The 24,040-nt window shown below is 62.8% G+C and carries 19 protein-coding genes; 8 read left to right on the top strand and 11 right to left on the bottom strand.

Features of this window, described 5'->3' with window-relative positions; genetic code table 11:
* Positions 1-67: 67 nt before the first annotated feature.
* Positions 68-355: a DUF7565 family protein gene (locus AC6I6L_RS16645; protein WP_497918892.1), complete on the top strand. Its 288-nt coding sequence runs from the start codon at positions 68-70 to the stop codon at positions 353-355.
* Between the two features lie 268 nt (positions 356-623).
* On the opposite strand, the gene AC6I6L_RS16640 is transcribed toward AC6I6L_RS16645, so the two are convergent.
* A complete protein-coding gene (locus AC6I6L_RS16640) occupies positions 624-1,061 on the bottom strand; it encodes a transcription elongation factor Spt5 (RefSeq protein ID WP_497918891.1) in 438 nt (145 codons plus the stop codon).
* Positions 1,061-1,237, bottom strand: coding sequence for a protein translocase SEC61 complex subunit gamma (locus tag AC6I6L_RS16635; protein ID WP_497918890.1), 177 nt, complete (start codon positions 1,235-1,237; stop codon positions 1,061-1,063). The genes AC6I6L_RS16640 and AC6I6L_RS16635 overlap by 1 nt, the downstream gene beginning before the upstream one ends.
* Before the next feature lie 160 nt (positions 1,238-1,397).
* Here AC6I6L_RS16635 and AC6I6L_RS16630 point away from each other — a divergent pair, with 160 nt between their 5' ends.
* Positions 1,398-1,601 (top strand): hypothetical protein, encoded by a 204-nt coding sequence (locus tag AC6I6L_RS16630; RefSeq protein ID WP_497918889.1) that lies wholly within the window; start codon positions 1,398-1,400, stop codon positions 1,599-1,601.
* A 44-nt stretch (positions 1,602-1,645) separates the two neighbouring features.
* Here AC6I6L_RS16630 and AC6I6L_RS16625 read toward each other — a convergent pair whose 3' ends face one another.
* From AC6I6L_RS16625 to AC6I6L_RS16615, 3 genes are all read right to left on the bottom strand, one after another.
* Positions 1,646-2,770 (bottom strand): S1C family serine protease, encoded by a 1,125-nt coding sequence (locus tag AC6I6L_RS16625; protein WP_497918888.1) that lies wholly within the window; start codon positions 2,768-2,770, stop codon positions 1,646-1,648.
* Between the two features lie 155 nt (positions 2,771-2,925).
* A complete protein-coding gene (locus AC6I6L_RS16620; protein ID WP_497918887.1) occupies positions 2,926-4,164 on the bottom strand; it encodes a mandelate racemase/muconate lactonizing enzyme family protein in 1,239 nt (412 codons plus the stop codon).
* Between the two features lie 105 nt (positions 4,165-4,269).
* Positions 4,270-5,337 carry a glucose 1-dehydrogenase gene (locus AC6I6L_RS16615; RefSeq protein WP_497918886.1) on the bottom strand — a complete coding sequence of 356 codons (1,068 nt, stop codon included), beginning with the start codon at positions 5,335-5,337 and terminating at the stop codon, positions 4,270-4,272.
* Between the two features lie 317 nt (positions 5,338-5,654).
* Between AC6I6L_RS16615 and AC6I6L_RS16610 the strand changes: the two genes are divergently transcribed.
* A complete protein-coding gene (locus AC6I6L_RS16610) occupies positions 5,655-9,797 on the top strand; it encodes a CARDB domain-containing protein (protein ID WP_497918885.1) in 4,143 nt (1,380 codons plus the stop codon).
* A gap of 96 nt (positions 9,798-9,893) precedes the next feature.
* Here the strand turns inward: AC6I6L_RS16610 and AC6I6L_RS16605 are convergent, their stop codons facing one another.
* Together AC6I6L_RS16605 and AC6I6L_RS16600 are read right to left on the bottom strand one after the other, a co-directional pair.
* Entirely contained in the window at positions 9,894-10,547 is a 654-nt protein-coding gene (locus tag AC6I6L_RS16605) for a bifunctional 4-hydroxy-2-oxoglutarate aldolase/2-dehydro-3-deoxy-phosphogluconate aldolase (protein ID WP_497918884.1), read from the bottom strand.
* A gap of 170 nt (positions 10,548-10,717) precedes the next feature.
* Positions 10,718-11,779: a TrmB family transcriptional regulator gene (locus AC6I6L_RS16600; RefSeq protein ID WP_497918883.1), complete on the bottom strand. Its 1,062-nt coding sequence runs from the start codon at positions 11,777-11,779 to the stop codon at positions 10,718-10,720.
* A gap of 207 nt (positions 11,780-11,986) precedes the next feature.
* On the opposite strand from AC6I6L_RS16600, the gene AC6I6L_RS16595 reads away from it, so the two are divergent.
* Positions 11,987-14,032 (top strand): DUF7997 domain-containing protein, encoded by a 2,046-nt coding sequence (locus tag AC6I6L_RS16595; protein ID WP_497918882.1) that lies wholly within the window; start codon positions 11,987-11,989, stop codon positions 14,030-14,032.
* Positions 14,033-14,218: 186 nt separating this feature from the next.
* On the opposite strand, the gene AC6I6L_RS16590 is transcribed toward AC6I6L_RS16595, so the two are convergent.
* Positions 14,219-15,343 carry an ABC transporter ATP-binding protein gene (locus AC6I6L_RS16590; protein WP_497918881.1) on the bottom strand — a complete coding sequence of 375 codons (1,125 nt, stop codon included), beginning with the start codon at positions 15,341-15,343 and terminating at the stop codon, positions 14,219-14,221.
* Between the two features lie 237 nt (positions 15,344-15,580).
* Between AC6I6L_RS16590 and AC6I6L_RS16585 the strand changes: the two genes are divergently transcribed.
* The 3 genes from AC6I6L_RS16585 to AC6I6L_RS16575 are packed head-to-tail and all read left to right on the top strand — an operon-like array spanning position 15,581 to position 18,802.
* Positions 15,581-16,801, top strand: a complete 1,221-nt coding sequence (locus tag AC6I6L_RS16585; RefSeq protein WP_497918880.1) for an extracellular solute-binding protein — start codon at positions 15,581-15,583, stop codon at positions 16,799-16,801.
* Positions 16,802-16,811: 10 nt separating this feature from the next.
* Entirely contained in the window at positions 16,812-17,837 is a 1,026-nt protein-coding gene (locus AC6I6L_RS16580) for a carbohydrate ABC transporter permease (RefSeq protein ID WP_497918879.1), read from the top strand.
* Positions 17,834-18,802 (top strand): sugar ABC transporter permease, encoded by a 969-nt coding sequence (locus tag AC6I6L_RS16575; protein ID WP_497918878.1) that lies wholly within the window; start codon positions 17,834-17,836, stop codon positions 18,800-18,802. Before AC6I6L_RS16580 ends, AC6I6L_RS16575 begins: the two co-directional genes overlap by 4 nt.
* A gap of 287 nt (positions 18,803-19,089) precedes the next feature.
* Here AC6I6L_RS16575 and AC6I6L_RS16570 read toward each other — a convergent pair whose 3' ends face one another.
* From AC6I6L_RS16570 to AC6I6L_RS16560, 3 genes are all read right to left on the bottom strand, one after another.
* Entirely contained in the window at positions 19,090-20,865 is a 1,776-nt protein-coding gene (locus AC6I6L_RS16570) for a glycoside hydrolase family 13 protein (RefSeq protein ID WP_497918877.1), read from the bottom strand.
* A 203-nt stretch (positions 20,866-21,068) separates the two neighbouring features.
* Positions 21,069-21,509 carry a hypothetical protein gene (locus tag AC6I6L_RS16565; protein WP_497918876.1) on the bottom strand — a complete coding sequence of 147 codons (441 nt, stop codon included), beginning with the start codon at positions 21,507-21,509 and terminating at the stop codon, positions 21,069-21,071.
* 102 nt (positions 21,510-21,611) lie between these two features.
* On the bottom strand, positions 21,612-22,337 hold the full coding sequence (locus AC6I6L_RS16560; protein ID WP_497918875.1) for an MBL fold metallo-hydrolase: 726 nt from the start codon (positions 22,335-22,337) through the stop codon (positions 21,612-21,614).
* Positions 22,338-22,539: 202 nt separating this feature from the next.
* On the opposite strand from AC6I6L_RS16560, the gene AC6I6L_RS16555 reads away from it, so the two are divergent.
* Entirely contained in the window at positions 22,540-23,937 is a 1,398-nt protein-coding gene (locus AC6I6L_RS16555) for a selenium-binding protein SBP56-related protein (RefSeq protein WP_497918874.1), read from the top strand.
* Positions 23,938-24,040: the final 103 nt, after the last annotated feature.

Here is a 24,040-nt window from a genome sequence, read left to right as displayed (position 1 = left end):
CGTGTCTCTCGAGAAACAGCTACCCTGCGAAAAGACCATTAGGACGGCCCGACCATTGTCCGAAAGAATGGCCTGGCAATGTGGCATCGACGGCTGCGGGTCGGTCTTCGAGGACGTCGAGTCGGCGGTCGTCCATCAGGCAACGGAACACGAGCGCCGCGAGTGCAAAGTCTGTGGGACGATCGTTCCGGACGGCTACCTGGCGATTCGCCACGCGTTTACCGAACACAGCCGCGCCGAGTACGTCCGCGCCTACGGAGCCAGCTCCGAAGCGGTTCGCAAACGCGAGCAACTCCTCGAAGAAATCGAGAACGAAGCGAATCTTCAGGCGATCGCCGAAAACCTGAAACGGTAAGCTCGAAACCCGAAAGAGAAAGCCGCCCGCGGGGCAGAATCTGCCGACCACTCCCCCATCTCACGTCGCCGTCCGGGCTATCGAGTCCCGTCTCGATCGGGACCGGACACCGACGCGGGCGACGGGACGGGGAGCAGACCACGAAGTGGTGGATTATCGCTCGTCGCTATATTCAGCGCGGCGTCGTCGCGCTGACTGCTTGACGAGCGCTAACGTGCTCGTCACTGTCTGCTCACGGCGCGGAGCGCCGTTCGCACGGTTCGACGAACTATCGTTCGTCACTGTCGAGCACGCGGATCTGATCGCCGCGAACCGTTACTGGAATCGGAACTGTCGCCTCGTACAGTTCGACCGTCACCTGATCTTTTCCTTCGTCGATGCGCTGGACCTGTGCCTTCTCGCCTTTGAACGGGCCGGCGATGAGTTCGACGATGTCACCTTCCGCGATCCCTTCAACGTCCGGCTTGGGCGAGAGGAAGTGCTCGACTTCCGAAATGTCGGACTCGCCGGGGACGATGCTGCGCGCGTGGGGAATGTCCTCGAGCACGCGTTCGAGGACCGCGTTCCCCTCCGCTTCGACCATCACGTACGAGGTCAGCGAATCGGGAGCGAGCGCGGCGTGAATCTCGTTTTCCTCGCGGTTGATGATCATATCGGCGACGGTCCGCTCTTGGCTCGCCGTCGTCTTTACAGCGAAAATGCCCATCAGACCCCACCACCGGGCAGGAAGAGCATGATGCTGCCGATGATGAACCCGATGATCCCGACCAGGATAATCCCCAGTCCGGCGATTTTCGACACCTGCAGGAACTCGTTCGTCGTGGGTGTCGTCGCCATCTTCAACACCCTGACGTACGAGGTAAGGTCGTACGGAACGTCCATATCTGTCTATTCACAACGCAGCGTCTTTTATTTGTCTTTCGTGTCCGCCGAACGGAGCCGACGGGTTGGGTGCTCCAGAACCACTCCGCTCGACACCGATTCGATCGACGTTGCAGTCGACGGCCCGGCGTCCAAACCGCTCGAAGGCGAACCCGGAAGTATGGCCGAAGACGATACCACCAGAACCGACGAGTACGAAGCTGAACGAGAGGCGGAGATCGAAGACGAACTCGAGCGCGTCGATCGCGACGCCGACGAGGTCGACGACGGCGACGACCTCGGGAAACAGAACGCCCCACGAGCCGACGACGATGCGATCGAGGACCTCGAAGACGCCGAAGAAGAGTTCGAACAGCCGGAGTGAGTATCGCCTGGGCGACGACTCTCACACGGCCCTCGAATCCCTGCTCACGGTAGATCGATCTCCGGGCGCGAATCGAGCGTCAGTTCGATCGTCTCGCGGTCCCCGTCGCGGACGACCGACACCTCGATCGTCTCGCCGGGAGAGGTCTCGAGTGCGAGCACCGACGAGAGTCGGTCCTGGTTCGGGATTTCCTCGCCGTCGATCGCGACGATCACGTCGCCATCGATCGGGACCGGAGCGCCGTCGACGATCTCCGTCTCCTCGGCTGGCTCGAGGACGTCATCCGCCGGCGACTCCGGTACGGTTTCGGTGACGAGGACGCCGCCGGGTTCGGGCAGGTCGTTCGCCTCGGCGACTTGTGGTCCGACCGGGAACACGCCGACGCCCAGATAGGGGTGGTCGTACGCGCCGTCGTCGATGAGCGCCGGAACGACTCGCTCGGCCAGCAGGGCCGAGATGGCGAAGCCGATCGTCTGGCCCGCGCCGGCGAAGACGACGCCGAGGACGTCTCCGTCGAGGGTCACGAGCGGGCCACCGCTGTTGCCGGGGTTGACCGGCGCGTCGGTCTGGATGGCCGCCGGAATCGAGAACCCGGTCGGACTCGGGAGCGATCGATCGACGCCGCTGACGATCCCCTGAGAGATGGAGGCGTCGAGTCCGAGCGGGTTGCCGAGGGCGAGCACTTCCTGGCCGATGACCGGATCCGCAGCGAGAAGGGACAGTCCGTTCGCGTCCTCCGGTAGGTCGTCGACCTCCAGTACGGCCAGATCGCTATGGACGTCCGTTCCGACGACCGACGCCGTCCGCCACTGCTCGTCGCGAAATTGCAGTTCGACCTCCGTCGCGTCGAGGACGACGTGGTCGTTCGTCACGACGTAGCCGTCACCGATGACGAATCCGGAGCCGATTCCCCCCGGACCCGACTCTCCTTCGCCGAGGACGGAGACGAGCACGACGCTATCGATCGTCTCGCGGTAGGTTTCGGCGTATGCTCCGCCGTCGTCGGCCTGGACGGAGGCGTCGTCCTGAAGGGATGCAGTGTCGATCGCTCGAAGTTCGTCCGACTGGTCGGAATCCGAGACGGCAGTGCCGGCCCCAGTCGCACTCGCAGCGACGGTTCCGCCCGCGACACGGAGCAGCCGCCGACGAGTGAGTCTGTCTGGTGTCACGGGGGATTCCACCCCGACGAATGTGATAAAACTCACACCGGAATCGGCGGGTAAACTCGCGGATGTACAGTGTTAACAGACCTGTTCATGCGCGCCGAAGCTATGTCCGCGAGGCGTGGCGCCGAACAAAAAGACGCAGTAGCCGTTCCGGGGAGCTACGCTTCGTCGAAGAGCGTTTCGCCCTCGACCATGTGTTCTTCGACGGCGTCCATGTCGAGCGTGACGCCGAGGCCGGGCGTTTCGGGCACTTCGATGTAACCGTCCTCGATGACGTCCTCTTCGACTAAGTCCTCCCACCAGCCGAGTTCGTAGGAGTGGTACTCGACGGCCAGCGAGTTCGGGATAGCAGCGCCGACGTGGACGCTTCCGAGCGTCGCGACCGGCGAGGCGACGTTGTGCATCGCGACGGGCATGTAGTACATGTCCGCAAGGTTCGCGATCTTGTGCGTCTCGCGCATCCCGCCGACTTTCGGCATGTCGGGGGCGATCATGTCGACGGCCTGCTCCTCGATGAGGCGGCGCTGGCCGTGTTTGCGGTAGACGTTTTCGCCGGCCGTGATCGGCGTGGTGGTCGACTGGGTAACCTCGCGCTGGACGTCGTGGTTCTCCGGCGGGACGGGATCTTCGAGCCACCAGATGTCGTACTCCTCGAGACGCTTTGCGAGTCGCTTCGCGCTGCCACCCGAGAACGTCCAGTGACAGTCGAACGCGACGTCCGCTCGCGAGCCGACGGCTTCGGTGACGGCCTCGACGATCGATGCTTTGTGCTCGATCTCGGGTTCGCGAAGGTGGCGGTTCGCCCGGTCTTTCTCGTGGCCACTCGGCACGTCGAGGTCGAACTTCAGCGCGTCGTAGCCCAGGTCCTCGACGACGCGTTCGGCCTCGTCGGCGCAGGCGATCGGATCCGCTTCTTCTTCGGTGTGGCAGTCACAGTAGACGCGAACCTCGTCGCGGTACTTCCCACCGAGAAGCTGGTAGGCGGGAACCTCGAGGATCTTGCCCGCGAGATCGTGGAGTGCGACTTCGATCCCCGCGATCGCGGTGACGGTGACGCCGCCGATCGACCCCTCCCCGGACATCTTCTGGACGAGGTGCTCCGTGAGGCGATCGATGTCGAGCGGGTTCTCGCCCTGCAGAAACGGTTTCATTCGCTCGGTGAGTTCCGGGACGCCCGCGCCCCAGTAGGCTTCGCCGGTACCGACGATGCCGGCGTCCGTATAAATGCGGACGAGGGTCCACGGGAAGTTGCCGTCGACCATCGTCGTCTGGACGTCCGTAATCTCCACATCACGGCCGCCCCCGCGCTCGCGCGTGACCTGCATCGTCTCCGCCGAGAGATCCCGCATCGTATACTCGGCGTTCGGATCGTGTAGCTGTGTGTAGTCGACTCCCATGTGCGAAATACTAACTCGGACGGTAGTAATAGTTTCTATCTCGTCGCCCTCCGTCGAGCGACGCACGGTCGTGATACGACCGATCGGGGTTCGGGCAGCAAGCGATCAGATCGCGGCGAACTCGACGGCCGTCTTGACGACGTCGTCGCCCTCGTCGAACGCCGCCTCGAACTCGTCGAGACCGTAGACGCCGGTAACGAAGTCGTCGGTGAACCACTCGGGCAACTGGTCGAGACTGTCGATCGCAGCTTCGAAATGCCCACGATGAGAGTTAACTGTTCCCACTAGGGCTTTGTTGTGAAGGACCAGTTCGCGGTGGAGTCGACCGCCGTCGAACTCGAACTCCCAGGGTTCGGGGACGCCGAGCAGGACGCCAACGCCGTTGGGCGCGAGCGCGTCGACAGTCTGAACGGCGTGTTTGGCGTAGCCGGTTCCCTCGTAGACGAGGTCGAGGGCTTCGTACTCGTCGGGAATCTCGGGGACCGGGGTTTCCCGCGAGTCGACGTACGTCGCGCCGAGGCCTTCGATGAGGTCGATCGAGGGGTCGGGGCGGTCGCGCCGGCCCAGACAGTAGTTCCGATCGATCTCGAGGACTTCCTCGAACATCGCGAGCGTGATGAGTCCGAGCGAGCCGTTGCCGAGAACGATCGCGGACTCGGGTTCCCACTGGAAGGCCGAGCGGGTGGCGACGGCGTGCTCGATCGCCTTCTCGCTGATACTGATCGGCTCGACGAGGAAGCCGAGTGCGGCGAGGTCATCCGGAATCGGCACGAGGAACTCGGCGGGGCTGGTGAAGTACTCGGACATGAAGCCGTGGCCGCCGACGATGCCGCGTTCGATGAACTCGCCGTCGGGGGCCATGTCGGGTTCGCCGCGCTCGAAGTACTCGTTAGTCCCGTTCGGCGGTCGCCGGACCGTCGGCACGACGTACTGGCCGGCTTCGAGGTCTGTCCCGTTCGGGTCCTCGACGACGCCGACGGCTTCGTGGCCGAGGATCAGTTTCGATTCGCCCTCGGGAACCTCCCCGTGGTTGCCCGCGATAACCTCGTGGTCGGTCCCGTCGACGCCGACGCGGAGCGTTCGGACGAGGGCTTCTCCGGGCGCGGGTTCCGGACGAGGCCGCTCGACGATAGTGGGTTCGCCGGCCCCTGGTTCGACTGCGATCGCTTTCATATCTGGTGAGATGAGCAGGGAGCATAAAAGATTTATCCTATCCGTAGTAAATATTTGAATAGCGCCCGACCACCGGCGATAGTTGTCGAATTCTGGACAGCTATGCCGCTCCGATCGTGGCACCCGACGGATCTATTTTGGTTCCGACGCAGCAAATGGATCCATCCTCCGGGTCGGACGCTGTAGTGAACCGCGGCCGTCGCGTCAAATTCTGCCAACGATCGATTCGTTTCACGGCCGTGAACGGTCAACGACTCCTGTTATTCAGGCCGATCGTGACAGCGGTATTATGACTGCTGGCTGTGGTATGTCAACGCATGCGGCGACGAGGATATCTCGCCGTCGGGGGGAATCTGGCGGCAACGCTCGCGAGCAACACGGCAGCGATTACGAACGCACTTCGGGCGCGGGCCGACGGCGTTCTCACGCAGGACGACGAGGACGAAGCCATCGAGATACGAATCGTCGAGACTAACGCACCAGTCGACTCCGGGAGTCACATCGACGTGACTGTCGAGGTTGAGAATACCAGTACCGGGTCGGTGCGACCGACGATCGAGGGTTCCGTCGACGGCGAGCAGCGATCGACCCTCGAGACGACGGTCGACCCTGGTGAGACGGAGACGATCGACCACTTCGGTTTCCACACGCCACCGCTCGAAGCCGACGACGAGGTGACGGTCCGGTTCGAAGCCGCGGGTGACTCGGCCGAACGGACCGTCGAGGTGCTCGCGATCGAGGAACTTGATTCGTCCGGGACCAGTCCGGACCAGGAACTGGCGGTCCAGCCGGATACGACGGTGTTGTTCGAGGTCGAAGCCGACACACTCGGGGAGTATGGCGGCAGAACGCGGTGGTTCATCGACGGCGACTACGCGGGGCGGTCGATGGGACCCTGGCACAGCGCGTACTACGGCCACCGGGGGGTCGACCACTGGCAAACTGCCTTCGAGTCACCGGGGACGTACGAGGTCGCTGCGGCGGTCGGTACCGAAGACTCGTTGCGAGCGGCGTGGACGGTTACGGTGACAGACGACGGATTGTCCGCCCCCCGTCTCGAAGATCAGGACCCGTCCGGCGAGGTCATCGAGATCGCTCGGAACGAGACGATCGACCTCGAACTCGACGTGGCCCATCGAGCGGAGGCGCTCGATCGGGTCGTCTGGTGGCTCGGACACGCAGACGTCATCCTCGGGGAAAGCGAGGTCAGCGGAGCCGACGATACGGCATCGCTGGAACTCGACGGACGGTGTCACGGCTGTCCAATCATCGCGTGGGTCATCGGCGAGAACGGCACCGTCACGTCAGAGACCCTGTGGACGATCGACGAACCCGTCGATCAACCCGAGCCAGAACTGGCGGTGACGATCCTCGAGACGAACGATCCGGTCGACACCGAAGACACGCTCGAGGTGACCGCCGAACTGGAGAACACGACGGACTCCGAGATCACGGGGGACGCCGAGTTGATCGTCGGCCACGACCCGGAACGGGTCGACAGCGAGTCGGTGACCGTCGACGGCGGCGAGCGGGAGACGATCGACCTGACGTTCGAGACCGCCCTGGTCAGGCGAACCCAGGCGTTCCCCGCGCGAGTCGAAACCGACGACGACGCCGACGAGGTGACAGTCGAGGTCTTCGGCACCGAAGACATCGGACTAGACGTGACGATCGTCGAGACGGATTCGCCGGTCGAGAGTGGCGATCGTCTCGACGTGGCCGCCGAACTCGAGAATGCACACGACTCGACGCTGACCCGCGCCGTCCAGTTCGTCGTGGGCCACGATCCGGAGGTGGTCGAAACGGCACTCGTGACGCTCGATCCGGAGGAGTCCGAGACGATCGAAATGGGGTACGAGACGGCGATCGTCGAGCAGGACCAGCGGTTTCCAGTCCGGGTCGAAACCGAGCGCAACGCCGACGAGGCGTCCGTGTTCGTCTACGTCGACGACCCGCCGCTGCTCGTCACGATCGAGGAGACGAACGATCCGGTCGACGCGGGCGACTCCCTCGAGATCACCGCGGTGATCGACAATCCCGGCGACTCGGAGCGAGAGGGAACCATCGAGTTCGTCGTCGGCCACGATCCGCAACTCGTCGATGCCGCGTTCGTTCGCGTCGATGGCGGCGAGACCGAACTGGTCGAGTTGGGATTCGAGACGGCGACCGTTCCGAGAACGCAGACGTTCCCCGTTCGGATCGAAAGCGACGGTGACGCCGCTGTCAGGACCGTCGAAGTGATCGGGACGGAGGACGCCGACCTCGAGTTCGCGTTCGACGACTGCACGACGGCCGAGATCACCGGCCCGTTTGCGGACGGCGACGGATTGACCGTCGAAACCCTGTTCGTCGATTCTGGTGGTCCCGGGAACGTCCACCACGAACTCACGATCGGTGACGAGGTCGACGCCCCGTTTACCGGGACGGTTCGGTTCGAGATCGGGGAGGAGGGCCGGATCGTCGATCGAGCCGAAGACGAGGTCGTCGTCGAACTCCCCGACGAGGGGTTCGGGGCGACGATCGGATCGATCACCTACAACTGGTTCGGGCCGAACGAGGTTCACGAGTCCAACCCCCACCACTGCGTCGCCGAACGACGCCCGGAGCGGCCGACGATCGCGGTCGAGGACGTTACCGTCACCGACGACCACCACGAGGTGACGTTCGCGTACGAGAACCCGTTCGATCGCGAGCTACTGGGCGGCGCGTTCGTCGAAGGGACGACCGAGGACGAACCGGAGCCTCTCGCCCCCGGCGAGCACTCGTTTACCGTCGCCTGGACGCCCGAAGACGACGCGGAACGCCTCGTCTGGGATATCGATCTCCAGCAGTATCTCTACGACGAGACGCTTCGGGCGGAAACCGAACCCGCCGGCGAGTACGACGACCCAGACCCCGACCCGGACCCCGAACTCACGCTCGTCGACTACGTCATCCTGGGCGACGATCCCGACGAGGAGTACGTGACGATCCGACACACGGGGGACGAACCGGTCGACGCGTCGGGATGGACCGTCGAGGACGACCATCTCGTTCCCGCAAACCGCCTTTCACCGTTCGAATTTCCGTCCGGGTTCGTCCTGGAACCTGAAAGCCCGGTTTCGGTCGTCACTGGACGGGCATCCGGCGACCAGCCCGGAGAGGGGCTCTCCTGGGGCGTCGATCGCCACGTCTGGAACGAGGAGGGTGACGTCATCTCCGTCTTCGACAGCGATGGCGAGTTGCTCTTGCAGGAATCGATCGCGGCGGAGCCAACGGCGGAACTGGTCGTCAGCGATCAGGAGGGCGACGGCGAGTCGTTGGTGGTCGATTCAGCGACGGCGGACGTTGACTTCCGCCTCGAAGCACAGTACGACGGCGGGATGGCAGAGAGCGACGTCTTCGAGGCGGACACGGCCGTTTCGGATCACGAACTTACTCTCGAGCCACCGCTCGAAGACGATGGGTCGATCGAGGTACGGCTCCGAAGGGACGATCCCGACGACGAACTCGCGAGCGAGACGATCGAGTACGCCCTCGACGCGGCGGCATCCGAGGTGGAGATCACGGCTCTCGACGCGCCTGGGGCGGTCACCGCGGGCGAGACGATCGAGGTGACGGCCGACCTCGAGAACGTCGGAGACGAATCGGCAACGCAGACCGTGGTCCTCGACGTCGACGGGAGTCAGGGTGTCGACGAGGTCCCGGTCGAACTCGCGGGCGGCGAAACGGGTACCGTCTCGCTGTCATACGAAACGGCCGACGACGACGTTGGTGAGATGGCCGTCACCGTTCGGAGCGAAGACGACGAGGCGACGGCCCAGATCGTCGTCGAGGAACCGGCCGAACCGGCAGTGTTCGAGGTCACGAGCGTGGACGCGCCCGGCCAGGTGGATGCTGGCGACTCTATTTCGGTCACCGCGACGATCGCGAACGTCGGCGACGAGTCCGGGGAGACGCCCGTCCAGTTCGAAATCGGCGGCCAATCGGTCGATTCCCGATCCGCTTCGCCGGTCGGTGGCGAATCCGAGTTGGTTTCGTTCACGTATCAGACGACGGAAACGGACGTCGGCGAACTGACGGCCACTGTGCGCACCGACGACGATTCGGATTCGGTTACGGTCACGGTTGTCGACCCTATATCAAACGACGATTCACCGGACAACGATTCGCCGGCAGATCCACCAGACGATGATCAACCTGGGGACGACCCGCCAGACGACGATTCGCCGGCAGATCCACCAGACGATGACCAAGCTGGGGACGACCCGCCGGGCGATGATCCACCAGCAGACGACTCGCCGCCAGACCCTCCAAGTGACGATCCGCCGGCTGATCCTCCAGGTAACGACCCGCCGCCAGGCGATGACCCCACAGGCGAGGACCCACCAGCTGGTCCGGCAGGCGATGACCAACCAGCTGATCCGGCAGGTGACCAAGCTGAAGATCCATCGGATACCCCCTCTGCAATGGGTCCTTGACACGGGGAACCGGCCCGCGGAGCACGTTTCGTGATACGGGCCGATCGATGAAGTACCCACCTGATCGAACGCGTACCGGTCGTTCGATAGTCGTGATCAGTCGCTTCGGGCGTCCACGACGGCCGCGACGAACTCGGCGGCCGTCTCCCGGACGCCGTCCATATCGCCGTCGGCGATCGCGTCGTCGTTCAGAATCGAGCCGCCGGCACCGACGGCGACCGCGCCGGCGTCGAAATAGTCCGCGACGTTGTCCGGCGAGACGCCGCCGGTCGGAATGATGTCGACGTTTCCAAGCGGGCCGCCGAGCGCCCCGATGTGGCCGGGACCGACGGTCGAAGCCGGAAACATCTTCAGGACGTCCGCGCCGGATTCCATCGCGGTGACGGCCTCCGTGGGCGTCATGACGCCCGGCGCGGCGAGAACGTTGTGGCGGTTGCAGGTCCGGATCACGTCCGTGCTGGTGTGTGGTGAGACGACGAGTTCGGCACCGGCGTCGATCACCGACTGGGCGCTGGCCGCGTCGAGGACGGTGCCAGCGCCGACGACGGCGTCCGTATCGCCGAGTTCGCGATCGATCGCGGCGACCTTTTCGCCCGCGTGTGGCTCGTCGGCGGTGATCTCGAGCGTGCCCACGCCGGCATCGTAGAGGGCGCGCGCGACCGGGACGGTGTCGTCCGCATCGATGCCGCGCATGACGGCAATGACGCCGTTGTCTACGATCCGCTCTTTGATCGTTGCTTTGCTGGTCATCGTTGCCCCTGCGGTTCGGTCGCTGGCTGGTCGATCGTGAGTTGGCGTCTGGCTGTCGGGCGTGTGGTGGTCGGTTGCATCGTGAGGTGTTCTTCTGCCCCCGATCCAATAAATTCACTCACAACCGAAACAGTGTCAGCGCCTTCGTCGATTCCGAGTAGCACATTAACTTACGAGTCGAGCGCGCGAATCGTGACCGACTCCGCCTCGAAGTCTTCGAGGAAGGCTCCGCCGCCACCGATCGCGTACCGACCGCCGTCGACTTCGATCTCGAAGGCGTTCTCGATCGGGAGCGTCGAGGTGACGGGACGGACCAGACTCTGGCGAACGTCGACGACTTCCCCGGTCAGCGAGGACGGGAGGCTATCGTCGCCGACCGGCGAGCCGGTGACGGTCGCTTCGATGCGGGTCCCGGCTGCGCGGTGGAGCGCGATCTGGAAGACGGCGTTTCGGAATCCCTCGTAGGTCTGAGGGAGTTCGGTGGCCGCGGTCACGTATCGCTCCTCGGCGGTGGGCCAGTAGTTCGCGAGAAACGAACCCGCGAGAACGGGTGCCAGCTGTTCCTGTGAGAGCGAGATCGCTTTCGTATCGCTCGTGGAACTGGTGAGCATCTGGCTGGGTGCGAGCAAACCGTGCCGGCGATCGACCGTCAGCATCGTTGGGACGAGCGCGTTCCACGTGCGGACGGTACTCGCCGTCCCGGCGAGTGAGGCGATGTCCTGGCTCTCGTCGTCCGCCGTGGCGAGCAAGAGCAACACGAGGACGCCACGATCGGCCGTCTCCTGAAGCGTCGATCGAATTCGCGGGAGGATCTCGGCCGGCAGCGAGAGCGTAACTTCCATCTCGGCGGTTGCCAGCAGACTCTCGATTCGTTTGAGCACGGTCTGGCGGGATTTGATCACCTCGAACTGCTCGCCAGTGCGCTCGGTCGTGGTGTATCGCGATCGAATCTCCGGTTCGATCTGCTTGACGCTACTCGTGAGCCGATCGACGATCGCATCGGGATCGACCGGGCGGATGACCGTCGGCACCGAGTGATCGTCGACCTCGACGAAACCACGCTTTTCGAGCTCTTCGCTGATGCTGTAGACGTAGCGCTTGGAAACGTCGGCGGCATCGGAAATCGTGCTCGCTTTCGATTCGCCGTGCTCGAGAATCGCCAGGTAGGTGTCGATCTCCTTTTCGGAGAGGCCGAACCGTTCTAACAGATCGGCAAGGTCGTCGTCATCCATGAGTGGTTATTACGTCACAGATCGTCGCTGTCAGGGTAAAAGATTCCGGGTTGGCTAACGATTGTCAGGGTTCGGGTTCGCCACCGACGGATCCGCACCGGCCGCAATTGGGGAAAGGGGGTAGAACCGATCGACCGACACCGGATTGAAAAGTGAGAACACATTTTTCAACAAGATTTAATGGCGCGGGGACGAACAGTCGAAACGATGGAACTGCACGCCGCTCTCGACGACTTTAAACGTTCTCAGGGGGATCCACACCGTTTCCCCGGCGAATTTCGAACGACGACGGGACTGTTCTCCGGTCTCGACGACAGACTCGTGCACGTCTCGCCCGACGGTTCGATTAGAGATTATTCCTATCCGCTCTCCGGGCTTTCCGGGATCGATCGATCGCGGGTCGGGATCGAAATCGACGGCGCAGTTCACTGGTTCGAAGGCGGCGAGCAACGGTACGTCCCGGAGACGGCCGTCGTCGAAACCGTCCACGACAGCGCGGAGTACACGTGCGTCCAGACCGACCTCACGATCGGCACCTGTCACGTGACTCGCGTCGAACTCGAATCGGCCAGCGAACCGATCGACGAACCGCCGACGCTCCACCTGTGCGTCGGGTTTGCACCAGACGGACGCGCGGGTCGGATCGGTCAACTCCGACACGAGGATGCGGTCGAAGTCTACCACGATCGCGAACACGACTTCCTCGCCGCCTCGACCGACCTCTCCGTGACGGGCCAGGTCCCCGAACGGTTCGAGGACATCGTCGGCACGGAACCGGTCGACTTTCCGCGACCCGACGACGACCACCGCTACGAGGGCGGCCAACTCACGCCGATCATCAACGCGGCAGTGACGCTTTCCGGTGACCGGCCGAGTGCCACCGTCGCGACGGTGCTCACCGACGGCGACAGAACCGGCGCACTCGAACGCGTCCGAACGTGCGTCGCGAATCACGACACTGGCGAGGCGCTAATCGAGACTGGTACCCGACAGGCAAGCGAACTTCGTCCCGAATCGTCGACCCCGATCGATCGCCCGTTCGCGGACCTGCGCGCGCTCGGACTCCTGCGAGCATCGTCCGGTTCGCGGATCGCCGGTCCCGAATTCGACCCCTTCTATCGGTACACCGGGGGCTACGGCTACACCTGGTTCCGGGACGACGGCGAAATCTCGACGTTCCTGCTCGAGGCGGACGAGATGGCGGGACTGGAACTGGACGCCTGGCACGAAGCCAGCGCCCGATTTTACTGCGAGGCGCAACTCCCCGACGGAACCTGGCCACACCGCGTCTGGCCCCACAACGGCAACCTCGCACCCGGATGGGCGAACGCGCGGGTCGAGGAAGCGCGGTCGGACGATTACCAGGCGGACCAGACCGCGAGCGTCGCGGCGTTTCTCGCGACGTATCTCCACGAGGTCGATCCGGACGACGACCGCGTACAGGAGGCGCTTGCCGCCGCCCTCGACGGGCTAGACGACACGCTCGGAGAGGACGGACTCCCGGAACGCGTCCAGAACGCCTGGGAGAACATGACCGGCCGGTTCACGCACACGACCGCAACCTATCTCGAAGCCTACGCCGCGATCGCTCGCGCCCCCGTCGACGACGACCTCGCTGCGCGCGCTCGAACGAACGCACGGGCGGTCTACGATTCGCTCGACGAGCTCTGGGTTCCGGAACGCGGCGTCTACGCGCTTCGTCTCGACGGCGACGACCTCGACGATCGACTCGACGGCAGCACGCTCGCGCTGGCGTCCGCTCATCGGGCGTACGCTGCGATCGAATCCGTCGACGACGACCGACTCGATCGACTCGTCTCACACGTCGAGACGACGATCGAGGGGCTGTACCGCGATCCGGACGGTCCCGTGGAGGGAGTCACCCGCTTCGAGGGGGACCCGTGGCGCGTCCGGAGCCAAGAGGAGGCCAAGATCTGGACCGTGACGACCGCGTGGGGGGCCCACGCGAGCGCTGCACTCACGGAGCTGCTGGCGGAAGCCGATCGACCAGAGCGCGAGTCGACGGCAGACACCGCCAGGGATCTCCTCGCGCTGGTCGCACCCGGCGGCCTGCTTCGACGACCGGGCGAGTACTTACCCGAGCAGGTGTTCGACGACGGGATGCCCGACAGCGCGACGCCGCTTGGCTGGCCGCACGCGATTCGCCTCGCGACGGCGAGTACGCTCGCGTCGATCGGAGAAACGACAGTCCGCGAGGGACCAGCGGGCGAACAGACTCCCACACAGGAGTAACGATACGCCGGAAGTTCGGCATCGTGTCCGCGTTTTCACTGGTGTGATCGTTGGCAGCGTCTGTAGAACGAGTCGTCGCCGGGCGGTGCGCGATTTGTGCCGGCGGGCAGCGCTCTCGATCCGTGTCGGTGAACACGAAAGCATCGGCTGACAGGACGAATGCCGCGAAACGTCATCCGCTGTAAGTTAGGCACTCGGCGTCGGCATCGGCGCGCTCGAGTGGAGCATCGACTCCCCGGATTCGGCGTCGAAGAGCCGTATTTTCGACTCGTCGAACGTTACTTCGACGGTTTCATCCACTCGCGGTTCGAAATCCGCGTTCACCCGAGCGATGAAATTCTCGGCGATGTCGAGGTAGAGATAGTTGTCGCTGCCGACGGGTTCGAGCACCTCGACGGTCGCCCGGACCGACTGGCCGCGGTCAGCCGGGTGAACGTCTTCCGGACGGATACCGAGGGTCGCGTCGTCGCCATCTTCGATCGCAACGTTCGAGGCGTACTCTGGAGAAAGCCGATACTCGAATTCGGAGCCGTCGGTCAACACGAGCGTCTCTCCCGACGATCGAGCCGTAACGTCGATGAAGTTCATCGATGGAGATCCGATGAAGCCGGCGACGAACTCGTTTGCTGGTCTGTCGTAGACGGTTTTCGGCTTGCCGACCTGCTGGAGGTTTCCGTCGTTCAGGATGACGATCTTGTCCCCCATCGTCATCGCCTCCTCCTGGTCGTGTGTGACGTAGACGGAGGTAATCCCGAGTTCGTCCTGGAGGCGCTGGATTTCCGCACGCATCGTGGTCCGGAGTTTCGCGTCGAGATTGCTGAGTGGCTCGTCGAACAGGAACAGTTTCGGCTCGCGGACGATCGCTCTGCCGAGTGCGACGCGTTGTTTTTGCCCACCGGATAGCTCGTCGGGTTTTTTCTCCAGGTGATCGACAATATCCATCATCTCCGCGACCCACTGGACTTTATCCTCGCGCTCTTGCTTAGAGAGATCGGTGCTCATTCGCAGTCCGAACTCCATGTTTTCGTACACCGTCTTGTGGGGATACAGCGCGTAGTTCTGGAACACCATCGCGATGTCCCGCGTCTTCGCGCTCTCGTCGGTCACGTCGGTTCCGCCGAGGTGGATCGTTCCGCTGGTCGGCTGTTCGAGCCCGGCAATCATCCGCAGCGTCGTCGTCTTGCCACAACCGGACGGCCCGACGACGGTAACGAACTCGCCGTCTTCCACCGTGAGATCGAGATCGTCGACCGCCACGATCGATCCTCTATCGAATTCTTTCCGTAGGCGTTCTACTCGTAGCGCTGCCATTTGCTAATCCTGTGTGGAATTACCACATAACTCTTTCCCAAGAGACTCAATTGTAGATGCAATATTTCGTCATAGATTTGAAAACGCGGAAAGAGACGATCGCCAATGACACACCCGTACGTCGTAATAGTGACTCAGAAACCCGAAATTTGCATTTTGGGCGCGATTGAAGGGCGTGTGAAAGAACCACACCCGAACTACTAAATACTTGAAGTCATTATTCATCACACATTCACTATGACAGTGGATCGACGACAGCTACTCAAGGGAGCCGGTGGAATTGCAGCGACAAGCGCGTTCGCAGGATGTCTCGGGAGCCTGCTTGGCGGCGGTGAGGACGGGCCCCGCCTCTGGTCCGACATGAGCGAAGCGCAGGAAGAAGACCTGATGAACTTCATCGAGGAATTCGAAGACGAGACAGGTCACGAACTCAACCAGGAGTCGGTCAGCGACATGCACGAACAGCTTGAAACGACGATGCCTGCAGGTGACGGGCCGGATACCTGGGCGTGGGCCCACGACTGGACCGGTCGCTACGCCGGGCGCGACGATCCGCCGTTCCTGTACGACGCCAGCGACGACATCGATGTCGATCTCGAGACGTTCAGCAGTAGTGCACAGGAAGCAGTCACCTGGGACGGCAGTGTCTACGGCCTGCCGTTTGGATCCGAGACCGTCACGCTCTATTACAACAAGGACATGGTCGACGAACCGCCCGAGACGGTCGAGGAGATGGAGACGATCATGGAGGAGTACCACGACCCCGAGGGCGAGGGCACGTACGGAATTTCGTACAATCTCGACACCTACTTCTGCAGTGCATGGTTCCACGCGTTTGGCGGCTACCTCTACGACGCCGAAGCCGACGAACTCGGAGTCGAAAACGAGGACACCGTTCGAGGACTCGAACTCCTGAACGACTCCATGTTCCCCTATATGGCCGAAGATCCGGGATACGAAGCACAGACTGCGGTGTTCAACGACGGTAACGCCCCGTTTGCAATGAACGGCCCGTGGGAACTCGGTGGCTTCCGCGAGAACATCGATGTCGGCGTGGCGACGCTTCCCACGGTCGACGGCAACGAACCGAGCCCGTACTCCGGAATCCAGATGTGGTACTTCAGCGGGACACTCGATGAAGCTGAGGAAGAAACGTACGACGCGATCGTCGACTGGATCGAGTGGTACACCACGTCCGAAGACGTGATTCTCAACAACGCTGATCGTCACGGGATGATTCCCGTCCACACCGAACACGCCCAGCAAGAAGATATCGATCCGGCGGTCCAGACGTTCGCTGAAGTCGTCGAGATGGGAACGCCGATGCCCGCCCATCCGAAGATGGACCAGGTCTGGGAGCCCACGAAAGACGCCCTGATTCGCGTATTCAACGACAGTCAGGAACCGGGCGAGGCGCTCGAGCAGGCCGCCGAGACGATCCGCGACGCGTGGGACTAACACTCGAACAATGTCGTCTCTCAGCACTGACAAGCGCATCCCGTCCCTGCTCTCGGAGGTTCCGTTCAAGCGGCGAGACTGGGCATTACTACTCGTCCTCCCCGGGATCCTCCTGTTCTCGGCGTTTATGCTGTATCCGATCTTCTATCTCGTCTATATTTCGTTGACCGACGCGACCCACGCAGGGACAGTTATCGGCGGCGGCTCCCAGCTCATCGGCGTCGACAATTACGTCGAGTTACTCGGCGATTCGCAGTTCTGGACGTCGATGGGTACCACGTGGCTGTTCGTCGCAACCTCGCTGATCGTCAAGGTATTTCTCGCCACCGGAATCGCCCTCGTGTTGAACCACGCACGCGTGATGGGGAAACGCCACATGCGGGCGGCGGTAATCATTCCACTTGGCTTCCCTCCGATATTTACGATCACGGTCTGGCGAGGAATGTTCTCCAGTGCACGGTTTGGGGTGTTCAACGTCTTCCTCTCTTATTACAACGGATTCGTTCGATCGGTAGCCGGCGTCGTCGATTCGATCGTCGTCTGGACGACCGTCTCGCCACCGGAGGTGTTGCTGGTCGGTATCCCGGTCGGATGGCTCACCGGTCAATGGTCGGCGTTTGCCGCGTACGTTGTCACGGAATCCTGGCTTGCCTATCCGTTTATGGTGATCATCATCGTGAGCGCGCTTCAGGACGTGCCCGCAGAACTTCACGACGCGGCGAAAGTCGACGGTGCGGGATACGTTCACCGATTCCTGACTGTGACGCTACCCGCGATCAGACGGCCGGTGTTGTTCGCATCGATTCTGACCGCGGCCACCTCGTTCCAGCAGTTCCTGGTGCCGTGGGTGTTCAACAGAGGCGGCCCGGCCCGACAGAACGAACTGATCCTCGTCTACGGCTACCGCGAGGCGATTTCGTTCCAGCAGTACGGTATCGCGTCCGCGATTATGGTTACCGCGATCGTCTTCATCGGGATGTTCATGTGGCTCTCGGTGAAGTACGGCAACCTCGCTGAGGGGGTGCAAGACGAATGAGTCTCGTAGAATCGATCATCCAGAAGGCCCGGACCGATCTGCAAACGGCAGTACTGACCCCGGTCCGGGTCTATCGAACGATGCAGACGGCGGTGTACGACGTCCAGACGGGACAGCGAAGCACCACCGACGTGGTCAAAAGCGTCGGGGCGACGATCGGAGCGTCGCTCATGGTGGTGTTGTTGCTGTTCCCGATCTACTGGATTATCACGGCGTCGCTGGCAGCTAACGCCCGGCTCATGTCTTCGGACGGAATCTTCCCGAGCCCATCGGAATTCGGATTCGGGGCGTACTACTGGGTACTCGTCGAGTCGGACTTCATGCACGCGCTGCAAAACAGTCTCATCGTCGTGACGGTGACCATCACGGTCGGCATGGCCATGATCATTCCGAGCGCGTACGCACTCTCCCGACGGAGGTTCCTCGGACGAAAGAAGATCCTCTACGGCTACGTCCTGTTCACGCAGGTCGGTGCAGGCCTCGGCATCGCGGCGCTGATCGCCCTGTACGCCCTGTTCTCTACCGCCGGGCTCACGAACAATCTCGTCGTTCTCGGGGTGTTCTACGCCGCGACCGCACTGCCGTTTAACATCTGGCTGCTGAAGACCTACATGGACAACATCCCGGTGTCTTACGAGGAAGCCGCCATGATCGATGGAGCCGGGCTCTGGGATACGATCCGCGAGATCATCATCCCGCTGTCGAAGCCGGGGCTCGCGGTCGTCCTCATCTTCACCTGGCTCGCCGGCTGGAACGAGTTCATCATCGCACAGACGCTGTTGCGCCCGGAGAACTACACCCTCTCCGTCGAACTCTACCAGCTCGCGACGGCCGGCCGGTACGAGACGCCCTGGACCGAGTTCGCCGCTTTTGCGATCCTGTTCGCGATGCCCGTCGCGTTCATCTACTTCATCGCCCAGCGCTACGTCGAGAGCGGGCTTTCCTTCGGCGGAATGGAAGGTTAACCCTCTCGACGCCCGTTCTGCGTCGTTATCCGCGCGATCGATCGGCCGCTACCCGGTGGTCATTTTCTCCCCTCGTCGCGACTGCTGACCCGCTCGGGTCCTGTCAGGTATCGCCGTCGTGCGTGCCGGAGCGAGTGCAAGCGGGTTCGCGGTCACTCGGGCGCTCGCTGACAGCAGTCCGTGCGAGTCCACCGCCAACGATCGGGCGTCCCAGTCGCTCGCGGCCGGTGATCGAAGCGAGCTCGAGCGCGCAGGAAAACGGAGTACCGTTCCGCGTTCGATCGGCGTTAGCGCCAGATTCCGGCCGACGTCGGTGGGAGTTTGATCTGACCGTCGTCCTGCCGTCGGATTTCGGTGGCACCGATCTGGAACCGCAGTTCCGGCTCTCCGGTGTCCGTAGCCGGGAGCGAAACGACGACCGGGTCCGGGCCGCGGTTGAGAGCGACCGTCATTTCCTCGCCGGTTTCGTCGTCGATGCGACGGTAGACGACGCAATCGTCTCGGCACTGTTCGTCGTCAAATCGAAGGGCCCCACGTCGGAGCGCCGGGTGGTCCGTCCGCAACTCGATGAGGTCGGCGACGAACTGCCGCAGTTTGCGGTCCTGATCCGATCGATCCCAGACCATCGGGCGGCGACAATCCGGATCGTGGCCGCCGGTCATACCCACCTCGTCGCCGTAGTAGAGACACGGCGTCCCGCGGTAGGTAAACAGCAACAGGAGCGCCAATCGAAGCGTTCGCTTGTCGCCGTCACAGCGACGGAGAAGTCGCGGCGTGTCGTGGCTGTCGAGGAGATTAAACAGGACCTGGGTGACCTGCTCGGGGTAGCGGACGAGGATGTGGCTAATCCTGTCGGCGAACGTCTGGCCGTCGATCGATTCGTCGGTGAGGAACTCGTATACTGCATACGTGAACGGATAGTTCATCACGGCGTCGAACTGGTCGCCCTGCAGCCAGGCCCGCGAGTCGTGCCAGATCTCCCCGAGAATGTACGCGTCGGAATCTGCTCGCTTGATTTCCGTCCGGAGTTCGCGCCAGAACTGGTGATCGACTTCGTCGGCCACGTCGAGTCGCCAGCCGTCGATACCGATCTCGTTGATCCAGTACGTGGCGACGTCGAGAAGGTACGACTTGACCTCGGGATTTGCGGTGTTCAGCTTCGGCATGTAGGGTTCGAAGCCGAACGCGTCGTAGTTTGGCCGGGGTTCGAACTCGATCGGATACTCGTGGACGTGAAACCAGTCGGCGTACTCGGAGTCGGGGCCGTTCTCGATGACGTCCTGAAACGGGGCGAACTGCCGCCCGCAGTGGTTGAAAACGGCGTCGAGCACGACGCGGATTTCTCGATCGTGAGCGGCGTCGACGAGGTCGCGTAGTGTCTCCTCGTCGCCGAAGTGGGAGTCGATCCGCCGGTAATCGGCCGTATTGTACTTGTGATTCGACGAGGACTCGAAAAGCGGGTTCAGGTACAGCGCCGTGATGCCGAGGTCGTCGAGGTAGTCCAGATTGTCGAGGATCCCCTGCAGGTCGCCCCCGAAAAAACTCTCACGCGTCGGCCGGCCGCCCCACTCCTCGACCGATTCGGGATCGAGGGCCGGGTCGCCGTTCGCAAAGCGTTCCGGGAAGATCTGGTAGAACACCGCGTCGGAGACCCACTCCGGCGGCTCGTGGACGTCGACGGGGTGCAAAAACGGATACTCGAAGTAGTGGAGGGGCCGATCGGTGCCCGCGGTTGGAAGGTCGTTCTCGGCTCCCGATTCGAGGCCCCATTCCGTGTACCATAGCGCCTCGTCGCCGGATTCGAGGAGGAAGGCATAACAGAGCCGGCGGTTGTCCGGTTCGACCGCGACTTGCCAGTAGTCGTACAGTTCGTCGCTGTGAACGCGTTCCATCGGCGTCAGCTCCTTGCTGTCCGGCCAGTCGAACTTGTCCGCATGCAGGAGTCGGCACCGATCGACGTTGCCGCGTTTCGTCCGGAGACGAACGTGGACGGTCGTCTCGTCGTAGGCGTACGCGTAGTTACTTTTCGGCTTGTGATGGACGGCTTCTCGACAGATTGTCATTGCATTTCTCCGGTCGTCGGTCGGCCACTCACGTTCGATGTGAGTACGACTGTGGTACTCGGACGTGGCGACCAATCGACACTCGTATCTCGGGGTTCGTCACAGGATGACAAATAACCTGTGAAAAATTTCATCACAGATTTTCGGCCGGGAGAGCCGACAGCGCGCGACCGCGATCGGCCGACGCGACAACTCAAGGGCCGTTACGAGTCGCCAGTATTCGGCCCTTCGGCACCCAGGTCGGCGTCCGCGATCATCTCCGCGCTGGTCGGTGAGAGATCGACCGTGACGTCGCCGGGGACGGCCTTGCTGATCTCGTCGACGTTGCCTGCCAGGACCGTCATGATGTCCTGGGGATCGACGTAAACGAGCATATTCCCGTCCTGACCCTGCGTCACGAGCTGAAGGTCGTTCAGGGCGACCTGATTGTTTTGAATCGTCGCGGAAACGACGGGAAGCGACGCCGGCTTGCCGGGTTCGTCTTCCCGGACCTTCCGAATGTGGACGGCGTCGAGGTCGATGACGTCTTTGTACTCTTTGATCCGCTCGGCGCAGGCGACCATGTCGGTGATGACCTCCGTGCGTCGATCGTTGCCGTGCTCGCCGTCGAGACAGTGCTGACAGACGCGGAGTTCGATCTGCATACGTCGCGGTTCGTTCCGGACGCCGATGAGAATTCCGTTTCACCGATCGTGGCGGACAACCGTGGCGTCTTTGCGGACGATACGGCGGCGAGTCTCGTCCTGTCAGCACCGGCCCGACTCGTAAATTTCCGCGATCCGATCGCTCCCCCGGTCGACGTAGCCACCGTGGTAACACAGCGTGTGCTCGATATCGATGTCCGCGAGGCGGCCCACTGACTCCATCGCGCGCTCCATGTCGGGTGTGAACTCGGGTTTCGGCCCGTCGAGTGGAGCCGTCCCGTCCGCTACGAGCGCGTCACCGGCGATCAGCAGTCTGCCATCGCGGAAGACGAGCGAGACGTGCCCCGGCGTGTGGCCGGGGGTCGCGACGACCTCCATCGGCCCCGCAAGCGTCGGTATCCGAACGCCGTCTGTGAGTTCGATATCGACGTCGACGGGCGCGTAGTCGTCACTATCGCCTTTGATAGGCTCCCGATCGCCCCGAAGGAACGGCGCTTCCTCGCGGTGGGCCGCGACGACCGCGTCGACGCGATCGAGCAGCGTCGCCAGCCCGCCAACGTGGTCGCCGTCGTGGTGAGTACAGACGACAAGCCAGATATCTGAAAGCTCGTAGCCAAGCCCACGGAAGTGTACTCGTAGCGAATCGACCGCCCTCTCTGGCCCGACGTCGATCAGGACCAGTCCGCGATCGGTTTCGACGAGAATCGGCGTGATCGTCATCTCGGAACCGCCGTACTCGACGTCGATCGGGAGTGCGTGTACGCCTGGGCCATCCTGGTCGCGTTGTCGTGGACCATCCTGGTCACGTTGCCGTTCGTCATCGCGCATACGCGACGGTTCGCACGAAGACGAGAAAGCGTTGACTCTCTGGTCTCCATCGGCGTCGTTTTCACGAGACGGGACTCACGAAATGCGATGATCCACCCGACTCCGTTCTCCGGGAAATAGTACTATTAAATCACAGGATCGATACCATGTACATACATATCTGCAATATTCATTTATGATCGATCGCGGCGTAATCTTCTCCATGGGATCGAGTTCCAACCACACGACCGGTACCCACGAACACGGCGGTCACGACCACCACGCGAGTGACGTGGGGTACGCAACGCCCCAGGCCGCGATCGAACAGGCGGCCCGCGAGACCATCGCCTACGTTCCGGCCCTCTACGTCGGCACGGATGTTGACGCCCCAGACATGCTGACCGTCGTGGACGTCGATCCCGACTCCTCGACGTACTGCGAGATCGTCGATCGAATCGAGATGCCGACAGAGGGCGACGAACTGCACCACTTCGGCTGGAACGCGTGTTCGTCGTCCTGTCACGTCGAGGGCGCACAGCGTCGATACCTCGTCGTTCCCGGGAACCGATCGTCTCGGATCCACATCGTCGACACCGAGGATCGCGAGAACCCCGAACTCGTCTCCGTGATCGAACCCGAGGAGGTCTTCGAACACGACCTGTCGGCTCCACACACCGTCCACTGTATCCCGGACGCGAAGATCATGATCAGCATGCTCGGAAACGCCGACGGCGACCTGCCGGGCGGATTCCTCCTCCTCAACGAGGACTTCGAGGTCGAAGGACGCTGGGACACCCCCGGCGACATCGAGATGAACTACGACTTCTGGTACCAGCCGCGTCGTAACGTGATGGTCTCTTCCGAGTGGGCCGCCCCCGCGACCTACCAGCCCGGATTCGACCTCGCGGATGTCGAGGCCGGCAAGTACGGCCAGAAGCTCCACATCTGGAACTGGGAAGACCGGACGGTCGAGCAGACGATCGATCTCGGGGAGGAGGGAATGGTTCCGCTCGAGGTGCGATTCCTCCACAGCCCCGAGTCCGACCACGCCTACGTCGGCGCTGCGCTCTCCTCGAACATGTTCCACCTGTACCGAGACGGTGATGAGTGGCGCGCGGACAACGTGATCGACATCGAACCGCGCGAGCACGAAGACTGGGACATGCCGGTTCCCGGCCTCATTACTGATCTCGTGGTCTCGATGGACGATCGGTACCTGTTCTTCGCGAACTGGCTCCACGGGGAGGTCCGCATGTACGACATCTCCGACCCGTCGAACCCGCGGCTCACCGACACTGTTTCCGTCGGCGGTCTCTTCAGCGATCGACAGGAAGTCAAGGGACGCGCGATCAACGCCGGGCCACAGATGCTCCAGCTTTCGCTGGACGGCGAGCGCCTCTACTTCACGACGTCGCTGTACTCGACCTGGGACAACCAGTTCTTCCCCGAGGAGGGCGATCAGGGGTCGGTGATGTTGAAAGTCGACGTCGATCCGCGCAAGGGAACGATGCGCCTCGACGAGGACTTCCTGGTCGACTTCGGTGACCTCCCCGAGGGACCGGCCCGCGCCCACGAAATCCGCTGGCCAGAAGGCGACTGTACGAGCGACATCTGGATGTAGGGAGCGCCGACTCACGACTATCGGCCTCGCAATCGCGGTGCCCCGCGACGCGGCCGACGGCGACACGCACGATAGCCACCATTCGAAGAACGACCGCACCCGA

The organism is Halosolutus sp. DAT137 (genome assembly GCF_059736405.1).
This window is presented reverse-complemented; position numbering and strand designations above follow the sequence as displayed.

Coding starts and splice junctions, on each gene's coding strand:
- AC6I6L_RS16645 (WP_497918892.1), top strand. CDS start 68: ATGGCCTGGCAATGTGGCATCGACGGCTGCGGGTCGGTCTTCGAGGAC.
- AC6I6L_RS16640 (WP_497918891.1), bottom strand. CDS start 1,061: ATGGGCATTTTCGCTGTAAAGACGACGGCGAGCCAAGAGCGGACCGTC.
- AC6I6L_RS16635 (WP_497918890.1), bottom strand. CDS start 1,237: ATGGACGTTCCGTACGACCTTACCTCGTACGTCAGGGTGTTGAAGATG.
- AC6I6L_RS16630 (WP_497918889.1), top strand. CDS start 1,398: ATGGCCGAAGACGATACCACCAGAACCGACGAGTACGAAGCTGAACGA.
- AC6I6L_RS16620 (WP_497918887.1), bottom strand. CDS start 4,164: ATGGGAGTCGACTACACACAGCTACACGATCCGAACGCCGAGTATACG.
- AC6I6L_RS16615 (WP_497918886.1), bottom strand. CDS start 5,337: ATGAAAGCGATCGCAGTCGAACCAGGGGCCGGCGAACCCACTATCGTC.
- AC6I6L_RS16610 (WP_497918885.1), top strand. CDS start 5,655: ATGCGGCGACGAGGATATCTCGCCGTCGGGGGGAATCTGGCGGCAACG.
- AC6I6L_RS16605 (WP_497918884.1), bottom strand. CDS start 10,547: ATGACCAGCAAAGCAACGATCAAAGAGCGGATCGTAGACAACGGCGTC.
- AC6I6L_RS16600 (WP_497918883.1), bottom strand. CDS start 11,779: ATGGATGACGACGACCTTGCCGATCTGTTAGAACGGTTCGGCCTCTCC.
- AC6I6L_RS16595 (WP_497918882.1), top strand. CDS start 11,987: ATGGAACTGCACGCCGCTCTCGACGACTTTAAACGTTCTCAGGGGGAT.
- AC6I6L_RS16590 (WP_497918881.1), bottom strand. CDS start 15,343: ATGGCAGCGCTACGAGTAGAACGCCTACGGAAAGAATTCGATAGAGGA.
- AC6I6L_RS16585 (WP_497918880.1), top strand. CDS start 15,581: ATGACAGTGGATCGACGACAGCTACTCAAGGGAGCCGGTGGAATTGCA.
- AC6I6L_RS16580 (WP_497918879.1), top strand. CDS start 16,812: ATGTCGTCTCTCAGCACTGACAAGCGCATCCCGTCCCTGCTCTCGGAG.
- AC6I6L_RS16575 (WP_497918878.1), top strand. CDS start 17,834: ATGAGTCTCGTAGAATCGATCATCCAGAAGGCCCGGACCGATCTGCAA.
- AC6I6L_RS16570 (WP_497918877.1), bottom strand. CDS start 20,865: ATGACAATCTGTCGAGAAGCCGTCCATCACAAGCCGAAAAGTAACTAC.
- AC6I6L_RS16565 (WP_497918876.1), bottom strand. CDS start 21,509: ATGCAGATCGAACTCCGCGTCTGTCAGCACTGTCTCGACGGCGAGCAC.
- AC6I6L_RS16560 (WP_497918875.1), bottom strand. CDS start 22,337: ATGCGCGATGACGAACGGCAACGTGACCAGGATGGTCCACGACAACGC.
- AC6I6L_RS16555 (WP_497918874.1), top strand. CDS start 22,540: ATGGGATCGAGTTCCAACCACACGACCGGTACCCACGAACACGGCGGT.